The 21,874-nt window shown below is 69.5% G+C and carries 23 protein-coding genes; 14 read left to right on the top strand and 9 right to left on the bottom strand.

The features are described 5' to 3' along the window. The first annotated feature begins 15 nt into the window (after positions 1-15). Positions 16-1,260: a cation:proton antiporter gene (locus tag QTI20_RS17405; RefSeq protein ID WP_286552665.1), complete on the top strand. Its 1,245-nt coding sequence runs from the start codon at positions 16-18 to the stop codon at positions 1,258-1,260. 56 nt (positions 1,261-1,316) lie between these two features. Continuing rightward, positions 1,317-2,645, top strand: coding sequence for an NAD(P)/FAD-dependent oxidoreductase (locus tag QTI20_RS17400; protein WP_286552663.1), 1,329 nt, complete (start codon positions 1,317-1,319; stop codon positions 2,643-2,645). A gap of 45 nt (positions 2,646-2,690) precedes the next feature. Here QTI20_RS17400 and QTI20_RS17395 read toward each other — a convergent pair whose 3' ends face one another. The 3 genes from QTI20_RS17395 to QTI20_RS17385 form a co-directional block, all read right to left on the bottom strand. After that, complete coding sequence (locus QTI20_RS17395; protein ID WP_286552661.1) at positions 2,691-5,111, bottom strand: TonB-dependent siderophore receptor; 2,421 nt, start codon at positions 5,109-5,111, stop codon at positions 2,691-2,693. Between the two features lie 114 nt (positions 5,112-5,225). Beyond that, positions 5,226-6,242 carry a FecR family protein gene (locus QTI20_RS17390; RefSeq protein ID WP_286552660.1) on the bottom strand — a complete coding sequence of 339 codons (1,017 nt, stop codon included), beginning with the start codon at positions 6,240-6,242 and terminating at the stop codon, positions 5,226-5,228. Continuing rightward, positions 6,212-6,742 carry a sigma-70 family RNA polymerase sigma factor gene (locus QTI20_RS17385; RefSeq protein WP_286552659.1) on the bottom strand — a complete coding sequence of 177 codons (531 nt, stop codon included), beginning with the start codon at positions 6,740-6,742 and terminating at the stop codon, positions 6,212-6,214. The genes QTI20_RS17390 and QTI20_RS17385 overlap by 31 nt, the downstream gene beginning before the upstream one ends. Positions 6,743-6,915: 173 nt before the next feature. Here QTI20_RS17385 and epsC point away from each other — a divergent pair, with 173 nt between their 5' ends. The 3 genes from epsC (at position 6,916) to QTI20_RS17370 (ending at position 9,026) form a co-directional block, all read left to right on the top strand. Next, complete coding sequence (gene epsC / locus QTI20_RS17380; protein ID WP_286552657.1) at positions 6,916-7,821, top strand: serine O-acetyltransferase EpsC; 906 nt, start codon at positions 6,916-6,918, stop codon at positions 7,819-7,821. Between the two features lie 64 nt (positions 7,822-7,885). Beyond that, entirely contained in the window at positions 7,886-8,434 is a 549-nt protein-coding gene (locus QTI20_RS17375) for a DsbA family protein (RefSeq protein ID WP_183029299.1), read from the top strand. A 37-nt stretch (positions 8,435-8,471) separates the two neighbouring features. Continuing rightward, positions 8,472-9,026, top strand: a complete 555-nt coding sequence (locus QTI20_RS17370; RefSeq protein ID WP_286552656.1) for an NADPH-dependent FMN reductase — start codon at positions 8,472-8,474, stop codon at positions 9,024-9,026. A gap of 31 nt (positions 9,027-9,057) precedes the next feature. Here QTI20_RS17370 and QTI20_RS17365 read toward each other — a convergent pair whose 3' ends face one another. After that, the gene (locus tag QTI20_RS17365; protein ID WP_183029301.1) at positions 9,058-9,705 is read right to left on the bottom strand and encodes an FMN-dependent NADH-azoreductase; all 648 of its coding nucleotides are present in this window, start codon (positions 9,703-9,705) and stop codon (positions 9,058-9,060) included. A 133-nt stretch (positions 9,706-9,838) separates the two neighbouring features. Between QTI20_RS17365 and QTI20_RS17360 the strand changes: the two genes are divergently transcribed. From QTI20_RS17360 to QTI20_RS17325, 8 genes are all read left to right on the top strand, one after another. After that, a complete protein-coding gene (locus QTI20_RS17360) occupies positions 9,839-10,813 on the top strand; it encodes a LysR family transcriptional regulator (RefSeq protein WP_286552653.1) in 975 nt (324 codons plus the stop codon). 73 nt (positions 10,814-10,886) lie between these two features. Beyond that, positions 10,887-11,528, top strand: coding sequence for a peroxiredoxin (locus QTI20_RS17355; RefSeq protein WP_183029303.1), 642 nt, complete (start codon positions 10,887-10,889; stop codon positions 11,526-11,528). A 59-nt stretch (positions 11,529-11,587) separates the two neighbouring features. Next, positions 11,588-12,163, top strand: coding sequence for an RBBP9/YdeN family alpha/beta hydrolase (locus tag QTI20_RS17350; protein ID WP_286552652.1), 576 nt, complete (start codon positions 11,588-11,590; stop codon positions 12,161-12,163). Beyond that, positions 12,160-13,164 (top strand): sulfate ABC transporter substrate-binding protein, encoded by a 1,005-nt coding sequence (locus QTI20_RS17345; RefSeq protein WP_183029305.1) that lies wholly within the window; start codon positions 12,160-12,162, stop codon positions 13,162-13,164. The genes QTI20_RS17350 and QTI20_RS17345 overlap by 4 nt, the downstream gene beginning before the upstream one ends. A 122-nt stretch (positions 13,165-13,286) precedes the next feature. Then, positions 13,287-14,168 carry a sulfate ABC transporter permease subunit CysT gene (cysT, locus tag QTI20_RS17340; protein WP_286552651.1) on the top strand — a complete coding sequence of 294 codons (882 nt, stop codon included), beginning with the start codon at positions 13,287-13,289 and terminating at the stop codon, positions 14,166-14,168. A 1-nt stretch (position 14,169) separates the two neighbouring features. Further along, positions 14,170-15,063, top strand: coding sequence for a sulfate ABC transporter permease subunit CysW (gene cysW, locus QTI20_RS17335; RefSeq protein ID WP_286552650.1), 894 nt, complete (start codon positions 14,170-14,172; stop codon positions 15,061-15,063). A 156-nt stretch (positions 15,064-15,219) separates the two neighbouring features. Beyond that, positions 15,220-16,320: a sulfate/molybdate ABC transporter ATP-binding protein gene (locus QTI20_RS17330; protein WP_183029308.1), complete on the top strand. Its 1,101-nt coding sequence runs from the start codon at positions 15,220-15,222 to the stop codon at positions 16,318-16,320. After that, a complete protein-coding gene (locus tag QTI20_RS17325) occupies positions 16,317-16,814 on the top strand; it encodes a disulfide bond formation protein B (RefSeq protein WP_183029309.1) in 498 nt (165 codons plus the stop codon). The genes QTI20_RS17330 and QTI20_RS17325 overlap by 4 nt, the downstream gene beginning before the upstream one ends. Positions 16,815-16,823: 9 nt before the next feature. Here QTI20_RS17325 and bla read toward each other — a convergent pair whose 3' ends face one another. After that, complete coding sequence (gene bla / locus QTI20_RS17320; RefSeq protein WP_353507287.1) at positions 16,824-17,693, bottom strand: class A beta-lactamase; 870 nt, start codon at positions 17,691-17,693, stop codon at positions 16,824-16,826. Positions 17,694-17,793: 100 nt separating this feature from the next. Here bla and QTI20_RS17315 point away from each other — a divergent pair, with 100 nt between their 5' ends. Then, positions 17,794-18,678, top strand: a complete 885-nt coding sequence (locus tag QTI20_RS17315) for a LysR family transcriptional regulator (protein ID WP_183029311.1) — start codon at positions 17,794-17,796, stop codon at positions 18,676-18,678. Here the strand turns inward: QTI20_RS17315 and QTI20_RS17310 are convergent. The 4 genes from QTI20_RS17310 to QTI20_RS17295 all read right to left on the bottom strand — a co-directional run bounded on the left by QTI20_RS17310 (position 18,648) and on the right by QTI20_RS17295 (position 21,828). Continuing rightward, positions 18,648-19,340 carry a P-loop NTPase family protein gene (locus tag QTI20_RS17310; protein WP_286552647.1) on the bottom strand — a complete coding sequence of 231 codons (693 nt, stop codon included), beginning with the start codon at positions 19,338-19,340 and terminating at the stop codon, positions 18,648-18,650. The two genes, QTI20_RS17315 and QTI20_RS17310, sit on opposite strands and share 31 nt — an antisense overlap. A gap of 62 nt (positions 19,341-19,402) precedes the next feature. Continuing rightward, the gene (locus QTI20_RS17305; protein ID WP_286552645.1) at positions 19,403-20,704 is read right to left on the bottom strand and encodes a type II toxin-antitoxin system HipA family toxin; all 1,302 of its coding nucleotides are present in this window, start codon (positions 20,702-20,704) and stop codon (positions 19,403-19,405) included. Beyond that, entirely contained in the window at positions 20,701-21,009 is a 309-nt protein-coding gene (locus tag QTI20_RS17300; protein ID WP_286552644.1) for a helix-turn-helix domain-containing protein, read from the bottom strand. The genes QTI20_RS17305 and QTI20_RS17300 overlap by 4 nt, the downstream gene beginning before the upstream one ends. Positions 21,010-21,051: 42 nt before the next feature. Then, positions 21,052-21,828, bottom strand: a complete 777-nt coding sequence (locus QTI20_RS17295; protein ID WP_286552643.1) for a hypothetical protein — start codon at positions 21,826-21,828, stop codon at positions 21,052-21,054. Positions 21,829-21,874 lie beyond the last annotated feature (46 nt).

The raw sequence follows: 21,874 nt of genomic DNA, 5'->3' as shown, positions 1-21,874 counted from the left end.
CGCTCGGTTTACGCCATGTCGCTGACCCTCCTGCTCCTTCAACTGACCGTGATCCTGGCCGTGGCCCGTGCCTGCGGCCTGCTGCTGCGCGCCTTCGGCCAGCCGATGGTCATCGGCGAGATGGCGGCCGGCATCCTGCTCGGCCCGATCGTGTTCGGCGCGCTGTTCCCGCAGTGGCACGCCCAGCTGTTCCCCGCGGCCTCGCTGCCTGCGCTGTCGTCGCTGGCGATGGTGGGTGTGGTGCTGTTCATGTTCATCGTCGGCGCCGAACTGCGCGCGCCCGCGGGCATGGGCGCGCAGCTGCGCGCGGCCGGCTGGGTCGGGTTGTCGAGCATGGCGCTGCCGATGGTGCTGGGCCTGGCGATCGCGCCGATGCTGCACGACGCGCTGGCGCCCGCGGGCGTGGCCTTCTGGCCCTTCGCGCTGTTCATCGGCGTGGCGCTGTCGATCACCGCCTTCCCGGTGCTGGCGCGCATCCTCAAGGACCGCGGCATGACCCACACCCGTGTCGGCCAGCTCGCGCTCTCGGCGGCCGGCGTGGTGGATGCCTTCGCCTGGGTGCTGCTGGCGCTGGTGGTGGCGCTGGCCAGCGCGGGCGGCGGCTGGTCGGCCTTCGGGCGCATCGCCTGCGGGCTGGCCGCGCTGGTGGCGGTGGTGTTCCTGGCGGTGCGGCCCCTGCTGGCCTGGGCGCTGCGCCGCTACGCGCCCGACGGCACGCCCACGCCGATGCTGCTGGCCGGGCTGATGATCGGGCTGTTCGCCTGCGCCATGGTCACGGAGTGGCTGCACCTGCACGCGGTGTTCGGCGCCTTCCTGTTCGGCATCAGCCTGCCGCGCGACAACCGCCTGCTGCATGCGCTGGTCGAGCGCCTCGAGCCGCTGTCGATCATCGTGCTGATGCCCATCTTCTTCGCGCTGGCCGGGCTGGGCACGCACCCGGGCGCCTTCGCCAACGCCGGTCTCGGCGCCATGGGGCTGATCCTGCTGGTCGCGACCGTGGGCAAGATCGTCGGCGGCGCGGCCGGCGCGCGAGTCTGCGGCTACGACTGGCGCGAGAGCCTGTCGACCGGCGCGCTGATGAACTCGCGCGGGCTGATGGAGCTGATCGTGATCAAGGTCGGCCTCGACGCTGGCCTGATCGGCCCCGAGCTGTTCACCATGCTGCTGGTGATGGCCCTGGCCACGACCGCGGCCACCGGGCCCCTGCTGACCCTGATCGAGCGGCGCGGCGGCCTGCGGGTCGGGCGCGCGGCACGCTGACGGCCGGCGGCACAATGCGTGCCATCGAATCAATTCAAGCCAAGGGAATGGACGTCATGGAAGCAAGCCAGGAATGCGACGTGCTGGTGATCGGCGGCGGGCCCGCCGGTTCGACCATCGCCACGCTGCTCGCGCGCCAGGGACGGCGCGTCGTGATGCTCGAGAAGGCGCACCATCCGCGCTTCCACATCGGCGAATCGCTGCTGCCGGGCAACGTCGAGCTGTTCGAGAAGCTGGGTGTGCGCGACCAGGTCGAGAAGATCGGCATGCCCAAGTTCGGCATCGAGTTCGTGCCGCCCGACCTGCCCTACCGCAGCTATGTCGATTTCTCCGAGGGCTGGAACCCCAAGCTCGACTCGGCCTGGCAGGTGCGCCGCTCCGAGCTCGACGAGCTGCTGTTCCGCAACGCGAAGAAGGAGGGCGCGCTGACGCTCGAAGGTGCGCAGGTACGCCAGGTCGATTTCGACGACGGCGGCGCCACGGTGCAGGCCGTGCTCGACGACGGCGCGCGCCGCAGCTGGCGCGCGAAGTTCGTGGTCGATGCGAGCGGGCGCGACACGCTGCTGGCCACCAAGCTCCAGTCCAAGAAGAAGAACACCGAACACAACAGCACCGCGCTGTTCGGCCACTTCCGCGGCGCGCGCCGGCTCGAGGGCAAGCGCGAAGGCAACATCAGCATCTGCTGGTTCGAGCACGGCTGGTTCTGGTTCATCCCGCTGGCCGACGGCACGACCAGCGTGGGCGCGGTGTGCTGGGCCTACTACCTCAAGGCGCGCGACAAGCCGCTCAAGGACTACTTCCACGACACCATCGCGCTGTGTCCCGAGCTGGCCGACCGGCTCAAGGACGCGACCCTGGTCGACGACGCGGTGCACGCCACCGGCAACTTCAGCTACGCCAGCACCCACGCCACCGGCGAGCGCTACCTGATGGTGGGCGATGCCTTCACCTTCATCGACCCGATGTTCTCCTCGGGCGTGTTCCTCGCGATGCAGAGCGCCTTCGACGGTGCCGAGCTGGTGGCCACCGCGCTCGACCGGCCGGCCGAGCTGCCGGCCGCGCGCCGTGCGCTGGAAAAGCGCATGCGCGTGGGGCCGCGCGACTACTCGTGGTTCATCTACCGGGTCACGAACCCGACGATCCGCGACATGTTCATGCACCCCAACAACGCCTTCAACGCCAAGCAGGGCCTGATGTCGCTGTTGGCGGCCGACATCCACAACCAGGGGCCGGCCTACCGGCAGTCGCTGCGGATGTTCAAGCTGATCTACTACTTCGTGTCGCTGATCCACCCGCGCCGCACCTTCGCCGGCTGGAAGCGGCGCGCCGGCAACATCCGCGACTACGGCGCGCTCAAGGGCGAGACGATCCAGACCTCGGAATGACATGAGCGGGCACGGGTGGGCGTGCGCGCCCACCCGTGCGGTGCATCAGAACCTTCCACGCAGCGACAGCATCACGCTGCGCGGCTCACCGTAGAAGTTGGAGCCGTAGGCGGCCCAGACGCGCTGGTAGTAGACCTTGTCGAACAGGTTGTCGAGGGTCAAGGTGGCTTCCAGCTGGGGGTTGAAACGGTAGCCGACCTGCACCGACGCCACGCCGTAGGGCTTCTGTTCGAATTTCACGTCGCCCGCCAGGCGGTAGGTGCTGCTCACGCTGCGCAGGCCGCCGCCGATGCTGAAGCCGCGCAGCGCGGAGTCGGCATCGAAGCGGTACTTGGTCCAGACGTTGAGCGTGTGGCGCGGCGCGATGTAGCTGTAGAGCTGTTGCTTCTGCTCGTCGGTGCCTTCCAGCGTCTTCGTGCGGGTGTAGGCATAGCCCGCGCTGAGGTCCCAGCCGCGTGCCAGGCGCCCGGTGATCTCCGTCTCGAGCCCCTCGCTGCGCATCTTGCCGCCGGCGATCGAGAACAGCAGGTTGTCGGGGTCCGTCATGGCGCGGTTGACGTCTTCCATGCGGAACAGGGCCACGTGCGCATTGGCCTGCTTGTCGAACAGCTCGGCCTTGAGGCCGATCTCGGCCTGCCTGCCCGTGCGGGGGCGCAGCACCTGGCCCGAGATGTCGGTCGCGGTCTGCGGCGAGAAGATGCTGGAATAGCTGGCATAGACCGAGGTGCTGTCCGTCAGCGCATAGACCAGCGCCGCGAAGGGCGTGAACTTGCGGTCGATGTTCGCGCGCGTGTCGCTGAACTGGTTGAAGTAGGCGTTGCGGTTCTGCGCCTTGTTCTCCCACCAGCTCAGGCGGCCGCCGAGCACCACCGAGAGCCGGTCGCCGGCCTTGAGGTTGGCGCGGGCGTAGGTGCCGTACTGCACGGTCCGGCTGTCGTTGCCGTTGGCGAAGCTGTAGCCCGGCTCGGGCACGTCGTTGTCGGGCTGGTAGGCGTTGATGTAGGCACCGTCGCCGCCACCGTACTGGAACACCTTGTGGATGCTGCGGTAGTCCGCGCCGAAGGTGAGTTCGTGGGTGCGCCCGAGGGCGGAGAAGGGGGTGCTCACGAAGGCATCGGCGCCGTAGGTCTTCCAGTGGCTGCGGTACATCCAGCTCACCAGGCAGCTGTCGCCGGTCGCGGGGTCGACCGCGCAGTCGGACCAGCCGAACTTGCGCGTCGGCTCGTCCTGCTCACGGTACACCAGGCTCAGCTTGGCGCGCCCGCCGTTGGCCAGGCGGTGGTCGATCTCGCCGAAGTACTCCTTCACGTCCTCCGTGATGTGGTTCCAGCTCGGGTCGAGGTTGGTCGAGCGTGGCACGTCGAGAAAGCGCCCGTCGACATAGGCCGGCAGGCCGAACGCCGGACGCCCCTTGTACTGTTGCCGGGTGATGCCGCCGGTGAGCGTGGTGTCGGGCGTGAGGTCGACGGCGACCGTGCCGTAAAGCAGCGGCTTGCGCGAGCCGACGTTGTCGACGAAGGAGCGCTGGTCCTGGTAGGCGCCGACGAGCCGGCCGCGCACGCGGCCGGTCGCGTCCAGCGCGCCGGTCACGTCGACCTGCGCCTCGTAGCGGTCCCACGAGCCTGCGCCGAGTTCATAGTTCAGCGCGAAATCCTTCTGGGCGCGTTTGCGCACGAGGTTGATGCTGCCGCCCGGATCGCCGCCGCCCTGGAACAGGCCGGCCGGTCCGCGCAGCACCTCGACACGGTCGTAGATGGCCATGCCGAAGCCGGTCGACAGGTCGTTGCCGGTGCTGGCCGGCGTGGAGACGCCGTCGATCTGCACGGTATCGATGGCATGGCCGCGCGCGTAGAAGTTGCCGTGGTTGCCGCCCGTGCTCGAGGTCTCGACCGAGATGCCCGTCACCGTCCGCATCGCGTCGTTGAGGCTGCCGATGTTGCGATCGTCCAGCTGCTGGCGTGTGATCACCGAGACCGACTGCGGAATGTCGCGCACGCTTTGCACCTGCTTGCCGAGGGACAGCGCGCGCGCGGCGTAGGAGCCCGTGCCTTCGGAGACCGCGTCGCGCTCGCCCTCGGCGGTGACCAGCACTTCGTCGAGGGTCCGGCTTTCGGCGGCGGGCGCGGCTGCGCTGGCGGCCCGCCGCACCGACCAGTTGCCGCTGTCGGTGCGCGTGAGCTCGAGTCCGCTGCCCGCGAGCGCGGCGCGCGCGGCCTGCTGCGTCGTGAGGCTGCCGCGCACGGCGGGCGCCGTCAGGCCGCGTACCAGCGCCGCATCGATGCTGATCTGCTGGCCGCTGGTGCCGGCGATGCGCGCCAGTGCGCTGCCCAGCGGCTGGGCGGGCAGGTCGTAGGCGTGGGCCACGGGGGCGGGCGCCGGGGTCTGGGCCTGTGCTTGCAGGTTGCCGATCAGGGCTGCGGCGGCCAGGGCCAGCAGGGCTGGGCGCGAAAGGAAAAGGGCGGGCATGAAGTCCTCGGGAAAGAGCGGATGTCGAAGGGGTCCCGAGGCTTGTCGTTCGAGTTCGAAAAAGTGTTCAACTTTCTGCGCGCTGCTGGCGGACGCAGGCCGCGTCGAAGCGCGTCAGCTGCGTTCGATGAGCACCAGCCAGCCGCGCTGGAAGATGCGGATCCGCACCGGCAGCGTCTCGCCGAGCGCGGTCAGGGCGCGGTCGGTGTCGTCGAGTGCATAGGTGCCGTACACGCGCAGTGCGGCGGCTTCGGGCGTGATGCGCACGAAGCCGCTGCGGTAGGCGCGCAAGGTGTCCACCACTTCGCCCAGCGTCTGGTCGTGCGCTTCGAGCATGCCCCGCCGCCAGGCGGCACTGGCCGCCGGAGCTTCGTCGATGAATGTGATGCCCCGGGCATCGAAGCGCGCGCTGCGGCCCTCGGCCAGCGTCTCGCGCCGGCCTTGCGCGGTCCGGATCTCGACGCTGTGCTCGAGCATGCCGACCTGGCTGTGCGTGGCGTCGAGCCGGACGACGAAGCCGGTGCCCAGCGCGCGCAGCGTGCCATGCACCGTGCGCACGATGAAGGGCGCGTCCTCGCCGGGGCGTACCGACGCAGCCTGCGCGATCAGCGCGCCCTGGCGCAGGGTCACGGTGCGGTGGCCGGCGCGGAAGTCCAGGTCGACCGCGGAGCGCGCATCGAGCGTGAGCCGGCTGCCGTCGGGCAGTGCGAGCTCGCGCCGCTCGCCCGTGCCGGTGCGCAGGTCGGCCGTCAGCTGCGCAAGGGGCAGCTGGCGCTCGGCGACCAGCGCTGCACCGGCCGCGAGGCCACCCAGCCCGAGCGCACCGCGCAGCAGCCGGCGGCGCTGGCGGGTGCGGGCATCCTGCCGGGCGAGCACCTCGCCCAGCAGGGCGCCCGGCGCATCGGCTGCGGCCCCGCGCGCCGGTGCCAGCGTGCCGACGAGCGCGCCGCTCAATTGCTGCCAGGCCTGCCGGTGATGGGGGCTGGCGAGCAGCCAGGCATCGAAGTCGCGCCGTTCGGCGGCCGTGGTGTCGCCCGAATGCAGCGCCACCATCCAGCGCACCGCCGCCTGGGTGGCGGCGTCGAGTTCGAGCGCCACGGTCACACGCTGGCCGTGACGCGTGCCGTGCACGCAAGGCCCGCCTGCTGGCGTGCCATGGCCATGGCGATGCGCCCGAAGGCCTCGGCCATGTGTCGGCGCACCGTGCTGTGCGAGATGCCGAGTTCGGCCGCGATCGCGTGGTAGCCCAGGCCGTCGAGCTGGCTCAGCAGGAAGGCCTGGTGCGCCTTGAGCGCGAGGCCGTCGAGGGCCTGGGCGATGTGCTCGAGCGTCTCGATCAGCACGGCGCGCTCTTCGGGCGAGGGGGCCGTCTCCTCGGGGCGCAGGGCCAGCGTGTCCAGGTAGGCGCGCTCCAGGTCGCGTCGGCGCCAGAACGAGAACAGCAGGCGTTTCGCGATGGTGGTGAGAAAGGCGCGCGGTTCCTGGACCGCCTCGAGGTCCCGCTGGCCGACCATCCGCACGAAGGTCTCGGAAGCCAGGTCCTGGGCGTCGGCGACATTGCCCAGGCGGGCCTGCAGTCGGCCGGTCAGCCACGCATGGTGGTCCGAGAACAGCTGTTGCACGAGGTGCATGGGGTCGGATGCAGGGCGAGAGGCGGACATTGGCGGCGATTGTAGTTATTCAATGAGAATCGTTCCCATCTGTCCGGGCGCGGAATGACCGCGGTCGCGGTCGGTGTCCGGCTTTTGCGCTACAACCGACGCCTTCCGTTTGTTTTTCTCGCCGCGTGAAGCGGCAACCGACCATGCAATCCTTCGACGTCGACGACATCGTCCGCGCCCTGCGCGACGCACGCCATGAATGGCGCGACTCGCAAAAGCGCTCCCGCGAACCCGTGGGCCGTGAATTCCCCTCGCGCGAGGCCCTGACCGAGATCGTCGAGGCGCTCAAGGGCGCGCTGTTCCCGATGCGGCTGGGCCCGCCCGACCTGCGCCACGAGAGCGAGGATTTCTACGTCGGCCACACGCTGGACGCGGCGCTGATGGGCCTGGTCACGCAGGCCCGGCTCGAGCTGCGCTACGTGGGGCGCCAGCAGTCGCTCGACGAGGCGGCGCTCGACGCGCAGGCCAGCGCGGCGGTCAAGGCCTTCGGCGCCTCGCTGCCGCAGATCCGCCGCCTGCTCGACAGCGACGTGCTGGCCGCCTACCAGGGCGACCCCGCGGCGCGCAGCGTGGACGAGGTGCTGCTGTGCTATCCGGGTGTGCTGGCGATGATCCATCACCGCCTCGCGCACCGGCTCTACGGCCTGGGCCTGCCGCTGCTGGCGCGCATCGTGGCCGAGCTGGCCCATGGGCAGACCGGCATCGACATCCACCCGGGCGCGACCATCGGCGCCGGCTTCTTCATGGACCACGGCACCGGCGTGGTGATCGGCGAGACGGCGGTGATCGGCGAGCGCGTGCGGCTCTACCAGGCGGTGACGCTGGGCGCCAAGCGCTTCCCGACCGATGCCGAGGGCCATCTGCAGAAGGGCCTGCCACGCCATCCAGTGGTGGAGGACGACGTGGTGATCTATGCCGGCGCGACCATCCTCGGGCGGGTCACGCTGGGCAAGGGCGCGACCATCGGCGGCAATGTCTGGATCACCGACGACGTGCCCGCGGGCGCCAGCGTCACGCAGGCCAGCCTGCAGAAGAAGCCGTGCACCTGACGCACACATCCTGAGACATGTCTCGGGGTCATACTGTGCCTTCCGCCTCTCCCTGGAGAACGCCATGAATGCCGCAGTGAATCCCCAGCGCCTGCTCGAACCCGACGCGTCGACCGACCATGTGCTGGGCCCGCCCGGCGCGCGCGCCACGCTGGTCGAGTACGGCGATTTCGAGTGCCCGTCCTGTGCCCAGGCCTACCCGGCCGTGAAGATCATGCTGGACCACTTCGGGCCCAAGGTGCGCTTCGTGTTCCGGCACTTCCCGCTGCGCGAGGTGCACCCGCATGCCGAGCTGGCGGCCGAGGCGGCCGAAGCCGCGGGCGCGCAGGGCAAGTTCTGGCCTTTCCACGACCTGCTGTTCACCCATGCGCACCGGCTGGGCGAGGCGCACCTGCGCGAGCATGCGCAGCAGGCCGGACTGGACATGGCGCGCTTCGAGAACGAACTGCGAGACCATGTCTACCTGCAGCGCGTGCAGGAGCAGATGCAGGTCGCGACCCAGTTGCGGGTGCGCGCCACCCCGACCTTCTACCTCAACGGCGAGTTCGTCGACGTGTCCTTCGGGCTGCTGCACCTGCAGCGGGCCATCGAACGCGTGCTCGACCCCGCCTGAGCCCTTTTTCGTCCACTTCCACTTCTGGAGAGATTGCATGAGTCAGTACAAGATCGCGGTCGTCATCGGCAGCCTGCGCAAGGATTCGTTCAACCGCAAGCTGGCGCTGGCGCTGGCCCACCTCGCGCCCTCGGACTTCACCTTCGAGCACCTGGAGATCGGCGACCTGCCGCTCTACAACCAGGACGACGACGGCAACCAGGCGCCGGCCGTGAAGCGGCTGAAGACCGAGATCGCGGCGGCCCAGGGCCTGCTGTTCGTGACGCCGGAATACAACCGCTCGGTGCCGGGCGTGCTGAAGAACGCGATCGACCACGCCTCGCGGCCCTACGGCCAGAACGCCTGGGGCGGCAAGCCGGCCGGGGTGATCGGGGTGTCGGTGGGCGCCATCGGCACCGCGCTGGCGCAGCAGCACCTTCGCAACGTGCTGGCCTACCTCGACGTGCCGACGCTGGGCCAGCCCGAGGCCTTCATCCAGAACAAGGAAGGGCTGTTCGACGACAAGGGCCACGTGTCGGAGGCCAGCAAGCAGTTCCTGCAGAGCTGGGTCGACAAGTACGTGGCCTGGGTCAAAACACACAACGGAAGCTGAGCCTCGACACGGGCCCCAGGGCCCGTCGGGTTCAGGCGGCCAGCTGGCTGACGGCCTGGTTGGCCGCTTCGGCCGTGGCGGTGCGGATGTCGGCGCGGGCCGATTCGATGGCCGCGGCCTTGGGCGCGTCGCCCATCGCCAGGCCTTCGGCGCGCACGATGCGCACGTCGGTGATGCCGAAGAAGCCGAACACCACCTTGAGGTAGCTTTCCTGGTGCTCGGCGGCCTGGCCACCTTCGCTGGTGGAGTAGATGCCGCCGCGCGACGAAGCCACGATCACGGTCTTGCCGCCGGCCAGGCCGACCGGGCCCTTCTCGGTGTACTTGAAGGTGCGGCCGGCCTGCGCCAGGCGGTCGATCCAGGCCTTGAGCTGGGTCGGGATGCTGAAGTTGTAGAGCGGTGCGCCCACCACGATCACGTCGGCCGCCAGGAACTGGCTCACCAGCTTTTCCGAGACCGCGTTCTCGCGCTTCTGCGCTTCGGTCGGCTCGGCCTGCACGCCGACCTTGATGCCCAGGGCGTTGGCGTCGAAATGGTTGGGGGTGTCGACGGCCAGGTCGAGGTAGTCGACCGTGGTGTCGGGGTGTGCACGGCGCCATTCGGCGACGATGTCGGCCGTGAGTTGGCGGGAGACGGAGTTGGTGCCCAGAACGCTGGCGTCCACTTGCAGAAGTTTCATGATCAATCGCTCGCTTTCGATTCAGAAGGGTCGGCACGGAAGGCCGGCATGGAGAGAATTCTATTTTTGTGACCAGTGGCTGATAAGTCGGTAAATTTGCGCCACATCGTTCTCCATTTGGGACAATAAGCCGATGCAAGACCTCAACGACATGGTGTTCTTCGCCGAGGTGGCGGAGCGGGGCGGCTTCACCGCCGCCAGCAAGGCGCTGGGCGTGCCGAAGTCCCGGCTCTCGCGCCGCGTGGCCGACCTCGAGGCCTCGCTGGGCGTGCAGCTGCTCCAGCGCAGCACGCGGCGGCTGTCGCTCACGCCCGCGGGCGAGCTCTACCTGCGCTACTGCGTGGAGATGCGCGACGCGGCCCAGGCCGCCTCCGAGGCCGTGTCCCAGGTGCAGACCGAGCCGCGCGGCACGGTGCGCATCACCTGCCCGGTGACGCTGGCGCAGAGCAGCGTGGGGCCTTTGCTGCCGGTGTTCATGCGCCGCTTCCCCGGCGTCCGCATCGAGATGCGGGTGCTCAACCGGCCGGTCGACCCGGTGGAGGAGGGGGTCGACCTGGCCCTGCGCGTGCGTCCGGCCATCGAGGACAGCGCCACGCTGGCGGCCCGCAGCTTCGGCGAGAGCCGCGGCATGCTGGTGATGAGCGCCGAGCGGCTGCCCAACCAGGGGGCCTTGCAGGGGCCGGAAGACCTGGCGCGCATCGACACGGTCGCCATGTCCTCCGGCGACGGCCGCGCCACGCTCGCGCTGGCCGGTCCCGACGGCCGCACCTACCAGGCGGTGCACCACCCGCGCTACGTGGCCGACGACCTGCTGACGCTCAAGATCGCGATCATGCAGGGCGTGGGCGCCGGCATGCTGCCCGACTACATGTGCCGGCGCGAGCTGGCCAGCGGCGAACTGGTGGAGGTGCTGCCCGGCTGGGCGCCGCAGGCCGGCGTGGTGCACGCGATGTACGCGCCGCGCCGGGCGCTGGTGCCGGCGGTGCGACAGCTGCTGGATTTTCTGGCCGAACACCTGGACGGGCACGAACCCACGGGCTGCGCGAGCGAGGAGGAGGCGGCGCTCCGGGTCGCGCTTAGTGCCAAAAAGACATATTCAAACAATTAGATATTCGTTTGTTATCCGAGCCGGCCTTTCCACAATCGGTGCTCCAACCCCATTCCACTGAGGAGCGACGACCATGGCCACCCTTCGACTCGGCGACACCGCCCCCGATTTCCTGCAGGACTCCAGCGAAGGTCCGATCCAGTTCCACCAGTGGGCTGGCGATTCCTGGGTGGTGCTGTTCTCGCACCCGGCCGACTTCACGCCGGTCTGCACCACCGAGCTGGGCAAGACGGCCGCGCTGTCGGGCGAGTTCGCCAAGCGCGGCGTGAAGCCCATCGCCGTGAGCGTAGACCCGGTCGACAAGCACCAGGGCTGGATCGCCGACATCAACGAGACGCAGAACACCACGGTCAACTTCCCGATCCTGGCCGATGCCGACCGCAAGGTGGCCGACCTGTACGACATGATCCACCCGAACGCCTCGACCACCGCCACGGTGCGCAGCGTGTTCATCATCGACCCCAAGCACGTGGTGCGCACCACGCTGACCTACCCGGCCAGCACCGGCCGCAACTTCGACGAGATCCTGCGCGTGATCGATTCGCTGCAGCTCACCGACAGCCACAAGGTCGCGACGCCCGCCAACTGGAAGGACGGCGACGACGTGGTGATCATCCCCAGCCTGCAGGACCCGGCCGAACTGGCCCAGCGCTTCCCCAAGGGCTTCAAGGCCGTGCGTCCGTACCTGCGCGTGACGCCCCAGCCGAACAAATAAGACGCGATGAAGCTGGCGTTGATCACCGGCGCGCACGCGCCGGCTGCCGGGCGGGTGCGGTGACGCATCGCGTCGTCATCGTTCCGGGCTGGCGCGATTCGGGTCCCGGCCACTGGCAGAGCCTGTGGGCCAAGGGCCTGGCCGACGCCGCGCGCGTGGTGCAGGACGACTGGGTCTCGCCCCGGCGCGAATCCTGGATCCGGGCGATCGGCGACCTGATCCTCGCGCAGGACGCACCGGTGGTCGTGGCCGCCCACAGCCTGGGCTGCATCGCGGTCGCGCACCTGCCGCCGCCGGTGGTCGAGCGCATCGCCGGTGCCCTGCTGGTGGCCCCGGCCGACCCCGAACGCCGCGCGGCCCTGGCCGATTTCGCGCCCGTGCCCTACGCCGCGCTGCCCTACCGCAGCATCGTGGTGGCCAGCAGCAACGACCCCTTCTGCCCGGTGCGCCTGGCCGGCGCCTATGCGCGGGCCTGGGGCAGCGAATTCGTTCGCATGCAGAATGCGGGCCACATCAACGTCGACTCGGGGCACGGGGACTGGCCGCTCGGCCTGGCACTGCTCCAGTCGCTGACCGAAGCGCCCAGCCAGATGCTGGCGGGCCGACCCTCTTCAGAACCTTTGGCAACTCCATGACCACCAGAATCAAGACCCTCCTCGTCGCCGTCGCCTTCGCCGCGGCCGGTTCCGCCGCGCTGGCGCAGACCACGACCCTGCTCAACGCCTCGTACGACGTGGCGCGCGAGTTCTACAAGGACATCAACCCGGCCTTCATCGCAAGCTACAAGAAGGCCACCGGCAAGGACGTGAAGGTCGACCAGGCGCACGGCGGCTCGAGCGCCCAGGCGCGCGCGGTGGGTGACGGCCTCGACGCCGACGTCGTGACCATGAACACCACCACCGACATCGACTACCTGGCCGGCCTGGGCGTGGTGGCCAAGGACTGGTCCAAGCGCTTCCCCGACAACGCGTCGCCCACCACCTCGACCATGCTGTTCCTGGTGCGCAACGGCAACCCCAAGGGCATCAAGGACTGGGACGACCTGACCAAGCCCGGCGTGCAGGTCGTGGTGGTCAACCCCAAGACCGGCGGCAACGGTCGCTACGCCTACCTCGCGGCCTGGGGCTACGTGAAGAAGAAGGGCGGCAGCGACGCGCAGGCCGCCGAGTTCGTGGGCAAGCTGTTCAAGAACGTGCCGGTGCTGGGCAAGGGCGGCCGCGACGCCACCACCATCTTCCTGCAACGCAACATCGGCGACGTGCTGATCACCTTCGAATCCGAAGTGCTGTCGATCGACCGCGAATTCGGCGCCGGCAAGGTCGACGCCGTCTACCCCTCGATCAGCGTGCTGGCCGAGAACCCGGTGGCCGTGGTCGAGCGCACCGTGGCCAAGAAGGGCACGGCCGACGTGGCCAAGGCCTACCTCGACTTCCTGTACTCGGAAGAGGGCCAGGAAATCGCCGCCAAGCATGCACTGCGTCCGCGTTCGCCGGCCGTGCTCAAGAAGTACGCCAGCACCTTCAAGCCGGTGCAGCTGTTCACGGTGCAGGAACTGTTCGGCGGCCTGGCCGAAGCGCAGAAGGTGCACTTCAACGACGGCGGCCAGTTCGACAAGATCTACACCCCCGGCAAGTGACACGCCCCGCAGGTGGCGGCGCACGGCGCGTCGCCTTCTTCCTCCCCCCTGCCGGGGGGCAACACCCGCGGTCCGGCGAAGCCGGTTCCGCGGTGTTCCACGAATAAGACCATGGGCTCAACATGAGTGGTGTGACTTCTTCGGCGCTGTCGTCCGCGACAGCGCCGCTTTCGCGTCCAGGGCGACGCAACAACCGCGTGCTGCCGGGCTTCAACCTGACGCTCGGCTACGCGCTGCTGTACCTCTGCCTGATCGTGCTGATCCCGCTGTCGGCGCTGGTCTTCAAGACCTTCACGCTGACCTGGGACCAGTTCTGGGTGGCCGTGACCGCGCCGCGCGTGATGGCCTCGTACCGGCTGACCTTCGGCGCCTCGCTGATCGCGGCACTGGTCAACCTGGTGTTCGGGCTGCTGCTGGCCTGGGTGCTGGTGCGCTACAAGTTCCCGGGCAAGAAGATCATCGATGCGCTGGTCGACCTGCCCTTCGCGCTGCCGACCGCGGTGGCCGGCATCTCGCTGACCGCGCTGCTGGCCGGCAACGGCTGGGTCGGCCAGTACCTCGAGCCGCACGGCATCAAGCTGGCCTTCACGCCTGCGGGCGTGGTGGTCGCGCTGATCTTCGTCGGCTTGCCCTTCGTGGTGCGCACGGTGCAGCCGGTGCTCGAAGACACCGAGAAGGAACTGGAAGAGGCCGCCACCTCGCTGGGCGCCACGCGCCTGCAGACCTTCACCCGCGTGATCTTCCCGTCGATCCTGCCGGCGCTGCTGACCGGCTTCGCGATGGCCTTCGCGCGCGCGATCGGCGAGTACGGCTCGGTGATCTTCATCGCGGGCAACATGCCCATGATCTCGGAGATCACGCCGCTGATCATCATCGGCAAGCTCGAGCAGTACGACTACGCTGGCGCGACCGCGGTGGCGCTGGTGATGCTGGTCATCTCCTTCCTGCTGCTGCTGGTGATCAATGGTCTCCAGGGCTGGCAACGCCGCCGTTCGGAAAGCTGACATGAGCGCTCCCCAAAAAGTCATCCGCCGCGCCAACGCCGGCACCACCGAGGCGCCCTGGGTCCGCTGGACGCTGATCGGCATCGCGCTGCTGTTCATGTTCCTGTTCCTGATCCTGCCGCTGGCCGCGGTGGCGACCGAGGCCTTGCGCAAGGGCTTCGGCGCCTACCTCGAGGCGCTGAAGGAACCCGACGCCTGGAGCGCGATCCGGCTCACGCTGATCACCGCCGCCATCGCCGTGCCGCTGAACCTGGTGTTCGGCGTCGCGGCGGCCTGGGCCATCGCCAAGTTCGAGTTCCGCGGCAAGGCCGTGCTGACCACGCTGGTCGACCTGCCGTTCGCGGTGTCGCCGGTGGTCGCGGGCCTGATCTACGTGCTGGTGTTCGGCGCCCAGGGCTGGTTCGGCCCGTGGCTGGCCGCGCACGACATCAAGATCATCTTCGCGGTGCCCGGCATCGTGCTGGCGACCGTGTTCGTGACCTTCCCCTTCATCGCGCGCGAACTGATCCCGCTGATGCAGGCGCAGGGCACCGACGAGGAGCAGGCCGCGATCGTGCTGGGCGCGACCGGCTGGCAGACCTTCTGGCGCGTGACACTGCCCAACATCAAGTGGGGCCTGTTGTACGGCGTGATCCTGTGCAATGCGCGCGCCATGGGCGAGTTCGGCGCGGTGTCGGTGGTCTCGGGCCACATCCGCGGCCAAACCAACACCATGCCGCTGCATGTCGAGGTGCTCTACAACGAGTACCAGTCGGTCGCGGCCTTCGCCGTGGCCTCGCTGCTGGCCATCCTGGCGGTGGTCACGCTGGTCATCAAGTCGGTGATCGAGTGGCGCCACGAGCGCGAGATGAAGGCCATTGCCGAACTGCCTCCTGAGCGTCCGGCGACCGTGTAAGAGGAAATTCGAACTGCCGGACGCAGAGGACGCAAAAACTCGCAAAAAAAACGCGAAAGGATCCAGAAGAAGATTTTCGGATGTTCCTTTTGCGTCCTTCGCGAAACCTTCGCGTCCTCTGCGTCCGGGCATCCGATCCCGATTTAGAAAGATCCCATGAGCATCGAAATCCGCAACGTCAGCAAGCAGTTCGGCGACTTCCGCGCGCTGAACGACGTCAATCTCGACATCGCCTCGGGCGAGCTGGTCGCGCTGCTGGGCCCCTCGGGCTGCGGCAAGACCACGCTGCTGCGCATCATCGCGGGCCTGGAAACGGCCGACCAGGGCAGCATCCTGTTCTCGGGCGAGGACACCACCGACGTGCATGTGCGCGAGCGCCAGGTCGGCTTCGTGTTCCAGCACTACGCGCTGTTCCGCCACATGACCGTGTTCGAGAACGTGGCCTTCGGCCTGCGCGTGAAGCCGCGCAAGGAGCGCCCCTCGGACGCGCAGATCAAGCAGAAGGTGACCGACCTGCTGAAGCTGGTGCAGCTCGACTGGCTGGCCGACCGCTATCCCTCGCAGCTGTCCGGCGGCCAGCGGCAGCGCATCGCGCTGGCGCGGGCGCTGGCGGTGGAGCCCAAGGTGCTGCTGCTCGACGAGCCCTTCGGCGCGCTCGACGCCAAGGTGCGCAAGGAACTGCGCCGCTGGCTGCGCCGGCTGCACGACGAGCTGCACGTGACCTCGATCTTCGTCACCCACGACCAGGAAGAGGCGCTCGAGGTGGCCGACCGCGTGGTGGTGATCAACAAGGGCCGGATCGAGCAGGTCGGCTCGCCGCAGGAGGTCTGGGACCATCCGGCCAGCCCCTTCGTCTACGGCTTCCTGGGCGACGTCAACCTGTTCCACGGCCGCGCCCACGAAGGCGAGGTGCAGCTCGAAGGCATCCGCCTGCAGTCGCCCGAGCACAGCGGCGTGCAGGACAGCAAGGCGCTGGCCTATGTGCGCCCGCACGACCTGACGGTCGAACGCTATGTCACGGGCGCGTCCAGCGGCGGCCTGGTCGCGAAGATCGAGCGCGCAATCGTGGTCGGACCGATCGCGCGGCTGGAACTCCGGCCGGTCGAAACGGATCAGCATAATCCTGCGTCCGGAACCATCATCGAAGCGCAACTCCCTGCGCAACAGTTCCGGGACCTGGGTCTAGGCGAAGGCGACACGGTCGTCGCCACGCCACGCAAGGCCAAGGTATTCGTGGAAGACTGGGTATCCCCTTGATCTCTTGGTATTTCGCGGCGCCGCGCCGCGCCCTGGCGCTGATCTGTCTGGCCTGCGTGGCCATGCTGGCTTTCGGCATGTACCTGCAGCACGTGGTCGGGCTCGAACCCTGTCCGATGTGCATCGTGCAGCGCTATGCGCTGGTGCTGGTGGCGGTGTTCACCGGCCTGGCCGCGCTGACCGGCCAGCCGGTGCTGCAGAAGACGGGCGCCGCGCTGGCGCTGGTCAGCGCCGCGGGCGGCGCCTACACCGCGGCGCAGCAGAGCTGGCTGCAGTGGTATCCGCCCGAAACGGTGTCCTGCGGCCGCGACATCTACGGGATGATCGAGACCTTCCCGCTGCAGCGCGCCATCCCGATGATCTTCCGCGGCAGCGGCGACTGCTCGAAGGTCGACTGGACCTTCCTCGGCCTGTCGATCGCCAACTGGTCCTTCGTCTGCTTCGTCGTCTTCGCGCTGCTGCTGGTCGTGCTGCTGTTCAGGCGCGCCCGCTGAGGATCGCGTTCACAGCGTGGGCAGCAGGCCGCCCACGGCCGCCAGCGTCCCGTTGCTCTGGCTGAAGCTCAGCTTGGTCTGCGTGAGGTAGGCCGTCACCAGCAGGGGCGGCCGCCCCGGCGGCCAGACGATCGCCACGTCGTTGTTGGTGCCGAAGGCGCCGGCCCCCGTCTTGTCGCCCACGGTCCAGCCGGCCGGGAGGCCCGCGCGCAGGCGCAGGCCGCCGGTCTGGTTGGCCACCAGCCAGTCGCGCAGGCGCTCGCGCGAGGGCGGCTTCAGGGTGTCGCCGAGCAGCAGCGTGTGCAGCAGGCCGAGCATCGCGCCCGGCGTGGTCGTGTCGCGCGGATCGCCGGCCAGGGCCTCGTTGAGCGTGGGCTCGGTGCGGTCCAGCCGCGTCATCGTGTCGCCCAGCGCACGCAGCCAGGCGGTCAGCGCGGCCGGCCCGCCGAAGCTGTCCAGCAGCAGGTTGGCCGCGGCGTTGTCGCTCTGGACGATGGCGGCCTCGCACAGCGCCGCCAGGGGCATGCGCTGGCCCACGCGGGGTTCGGTCAGCGGCGAGTGCGGCAGGATGGCCGCGCGTTCGATGGGCAGCGTGCGCTCGAGCGTCTCCCGGCCCGCATCGACGCGCTGCAGCACCAGCGCCGCCGCCAGCCACTTGAAGGTGCTGCACATCGGGAAGCGCTCGTCGGCGCGGTGGCCGATGCGCCGGCCGTCGGCGGTGTCGAGGATGCACACGCCCAGCCGGCCGCCGCTCTCGGCCTCGATGCGCTGGAGGGCCTGCGCGATGCGGCTGTCGGCCGCCGGGGTGCCGGCCTCGGCACCCATCGCGAGCGCGGCCAGTGCGCTGCCCATGGCCAATGAAAAATGACGTCTCTGCATGATGCTCTTGTGCGTTGTGGATCGAGCGTCGGACGATATCGAAGGGCAGGCGCCGAATCCAATGCTAAGAAAGAGGGCCAGCCATAAGAAAATCTGGGCCATGCAACTTCCGCTCAATGCCCTGCGCGCCTTCGAGGTGTCGGCGCGCCACCTCAGCTTCACCCGCGCTGCGCTCGAGCTGCACGTCACGCAGACCGCGGTGAGCCAGCATGTGAAGAAGCTCGAGGAGCGCGTCGGCGCGACCCTGTTCCGGCGCCTGCCGCGCGGCCTGGCGCTGACCGACGAGGGCGCGGCGCTGCTGCCGGTGCTCGCGCAGTCCTTCGGCCGCATCGAGAGCGTGCTGGCCCAGTTCGGCGAAGGGCAGGCGCGCGAGCCGCTGACGGTGGGCGTGGTCGGCACCTTCGCGGTCGGCTGGCTGATGCCGCGGCTGCAGGATTTCCAGCAGCTGCATCCCTTCGTCGACCTGCGCCTGTTCACCCACAACAACCGGGTCGACATCGCGGGCGAGGGGCTGGACTATGCGGTGCGCTTCGGCGATGGCGCCTGGCACGGCACCGAGGCCGAGCCCCTGATGCCCTCGCCGCTGTCGCCGGTGTGCGCGCCGCTGCTGGCGCCCGCCCTGCAGCGGCCGGCGGACCTGCACCGCACGACGCTGCTGCGCTCCTACCGCAGCGACGAATGGCCGGCCTGGTTCGCGGCCGCGGGTGTCGACTGCCCGGTGGTCCGCGGCGCGGTCTTCGATTCCTCGCTGACCATGGCCGAAGCCGTGGCGCAGGGCGCGGGCGTGGCGCTGCTGCCGGTCGCGATGTTCGGCCGCGAGCTGCGCCAGGGGCGGCTGGTGCGGCCCTTCGCCACCGAGACGCAGAACGGCCGCTACTGGCTCACGCGGCTCAAGTCCAGGCCCGAGAGCGAGGCGATGAAGGCCTTCCGCGACTGGCTGCTGCCGGCCGCGAACTACAGCGGCAGCGTGTCGAAGGCGCCGTAGGCCGTGGCCAGCCAGGTCTTCACGCGCTGGCGTTCCAGCAGGCCCAGCGCGTGCGGGCCTTCGCGGTCGTTGACCGCCTTCCAGAAGCTGCTGTTCTGGGCGTCGATCTTGCGCATGCTGGCCTCGTGCAGGCGCGGCAGCGCGATCACGCGGGCGCCGTGGGCGCTGGCCTTGGCCAGCGACTGCGAGGCCAGCAGCATGCCGAAGTCGCTGCCGCGGCCGTAGTTCTGCACTACGATGTAGTTGGGGCGCTCGCCGAAGGTGTCGATCAGCGTGCCCAGCAGGTCGGTGGAGTCGCGGCCGTCGTCCAGCACATGCCAGAAGTTGACCGCCACGCCCATCTCGGCGAACAGGTCGAACAGGTCCGATTCCTTGATCCAGCGTGACAGCGGCGCCAGCGTCTGCGCCGCGAGGTCGACGATCACGCTCTGCGCCGGGTTGCTCTCGAAGCCGTTCACCACCTTGTCCAGGCCCTCGAAGCTGTCGACCACCACCGGCGAGGCGAAGCCCTCGTAGAAGCGGGTGAAGGAGCTGTGCGAGCGGTCGGTGTCGAAGCCGGTGAAGGGGCGGCTGTGGTCGATGAAGTACTGCGCCAGCACCCGTGCGGTGACCGACTTGCCGACCCCGCCTTTTTCGCCGCCGATGAAGTTGAGGGAGCTCATGAGGTGTGCCTGGTCAGGGGTTGGGAAGGGGGATGAGGAACGGGAAGAACCGGTGAAGCATTTTAGGTGCCACGTCGCGCCAGGCCCTGGAGCAGGCCGTGGTCGCGCAGGCGGGCCGCGAGCCTTGCCTTCCAGGGCGCGGGCAGCGTGGCGGTCTCGATCATCGCCGGCCAGGCGGCGCGCGCGGCGCGTGCCGTGTCGGCGATGGCGCGGCGCACCCGCGGCTCGTGCAGGCCGGCGGCGAAGCAGAAGGCGCGCATGCGCGTGGGGGTGAACAGCGCGCTGCGCGCCGCCGGGGTGCGCGCGTTGGGTGCGGCCGGCATCAGCGGCAGGCCGTGGCCTTCGACGCCCTGCATCGCGGCATAGGCCACGATGTCGTAGGCCGGCGCGAAGCGCGGCGTGCGGCCGTCGGGGTAGAGCAGGCCGAAGTTCTTCAGGTGGGCATCGGGGTTGCCCAGCAGGTCGTTCACCACCAGCCGGCGCAGCAGCTCGAGCACCGCGTCCTCGCCCAGCGAGGGGAAGGCCTGCATCGCCAGCGCCATGTCGAGGTAGCTGGCGCCGTACTTGTGCTGCGGGTCGATCGCCAGCACCTGGGCGAAGTCCTCGAAGTGGATGCGCTTCGCGCCGTCGCGGTCGAAGCGCGTGACGGCCAGGAAGTCCGGCTCGTCGGGCAGCGCGTAGCTGTGCTCGGCCTGGATCGCGGCCAGCGGCGCGAGTTCGGCATGGCAGACCTCGACCCCGGCGGCGCGCGCCATCTCGAGCGAGAGCATCTCCAGTTGCGGCATGTGCGGCCGGCCCGCCACCGGCAGCTTGGCGATCACGCGGGTGCTCTTGCCCGCGCGGGTGCGCGCCACGTAGCGCCCGCCCTGGCGCCGCAGCCCCAGCTTGGGCTGCACGCCCGAGACCGAGATGCCCTGCGGCAGCGGCAGCTCGACCACCGACATCTCCAGCGCGTCCTGGTCCTGGGTGATCAGGCGCTGCAGCGTGGCGCGGTCGACCGTGGTCGGGCGCGCGCTGACCGCGCCCGGCAGGTCGCCGCCGCAGGCCGCGAGCAGCTCGAAATGGTCGTCCTCGCGGCAGCCGCGCAACTGCGCGATGTGGGTGCGCAGCACACCTTCGGGCAGCAGGTTCTGGAAGTAGGGCGGCAGCTTGCCGCCCTGGGCGTTGAACAGCGGGTTCTTGACGTCGCTCCAGAGCGCCGACTGCGCCGAGGCATCGGCCGCCACCATCGACAGCGACAGCACCTCGGCCGGCGGCGCCGCGATCAGCGCCGGGTCGGCCACGAAGCGGCACAGGTCGGCGTACTGGAACAGCTGGCCGAAGGGCCGGCCGCCGAGCGCGATCTCGAGGATCTTGACGTTCATGAGGCGGACGCGGGGGGCTTGCCCTGCGGGGCCACCGCGGCGCCCACGCGCGTGGCCACCGGCCGGTAGGCCGGATCGTCGGCCGCGCCGGCGGGGGCGCCGAAGCCGCGCGGCGTGAGGTGGAGTTCCAGCTCGAGCGCATCGGCCAGCGCCAGCAGCGACGAGAGCTGGGGATTGGCCTGCGGGCCCAGCGCGTTGCGCACCGAGCGCTCGGTCAGGCCCGAGCGCTGCGCGACCTGGTCGAGCGTGAGCCCGAGCGCCTCGCGCCGGGCCGCCAGCTGCACGATGAGGGCCTTCTTGTCCATGGAAACATAATACCTTTTTCGAGGAAAAAGGAAATATGTTTCCTATTGCTTGGCCATCGACAGGAAGGGGCCGAGGCTGCCCATGAGCCAGCCCTGGGCGAAATCGAGGGCCGCGCGGCGGTACTTCTCGTCGGCCTGTGCGGCCAGCAGGTCCAGCCGCGCCACGACCTTCGACAGCTCGCGGTCCACCAGCAGGTTGCGGCCGCGCTCGCTGACCTCCGTGGCCAGCAGCAGCGGTTGGCCGTCGGGGCCGGTCCTGGAGCCGATCAGCCACAGCGAGATCTCCATGTTGCGCGCGGCGCGGTAGCTGTTCTCGGCATTCACGCCGTCGATCATCGTCTGCTCCCAGGTGTCGCCGTTGGCCTGCTTGAGCATGGTGGCCCAGCCGTAGACCAGGGCGGCGACGCGGTCGCCGGCATAGGGCGGCGGGCCGGCGTCGAAGGCCAGGCGCACCGCATCGATGCCGTGGGTGCCGCGCAGCGCCGCCAGCGGCACGCCCTGCATGACCGCGTTCCAGGTGCGCTCGGTCGCGTCTTCGGGGCTGGTGGCCCACTTGCGCCATTCGCGCGGATTGCGGCGGTAGAGCGAGAGCTGCACCCGTCGGATCGACTGCAGGTTGTCGCGCAGCGCCAGGTTCGCGATCCGGTTGGCGCCCGATTGCCACCACTCCCGGCTGTCGTAGTTCTGGGCCCGTTCGGTGTCGCGGGTGGCGGCACAGCCGGCCAGCCCGAACGCCAGCGCGGCCGCGACGAGGATCCGGGTGCGGCGAGGCGTGAAAGCGCGGTGTTCGCGGGCTCGGGGAAAGAGGGAATCGCGCATGGTGTGCACGTTATCATCGCGGCCTCGGGCGGCAGCCGGCCGGCTG

It is taken from the genome of Variovorax sp. J2P1-31 (assembly GCF_030317215.1).
Taxonomy (GTDB): Bacteria; Pseudomonadota; Gammaproteobacteria; order Burkholderiales; family Burkholderiaceae_C; genus Variovorax.
The sequence above is the reverse complement of the archived record's forward strand: the minus strand, read 5'-3'. Positions and strand labels throughout refer to the sequence as shown.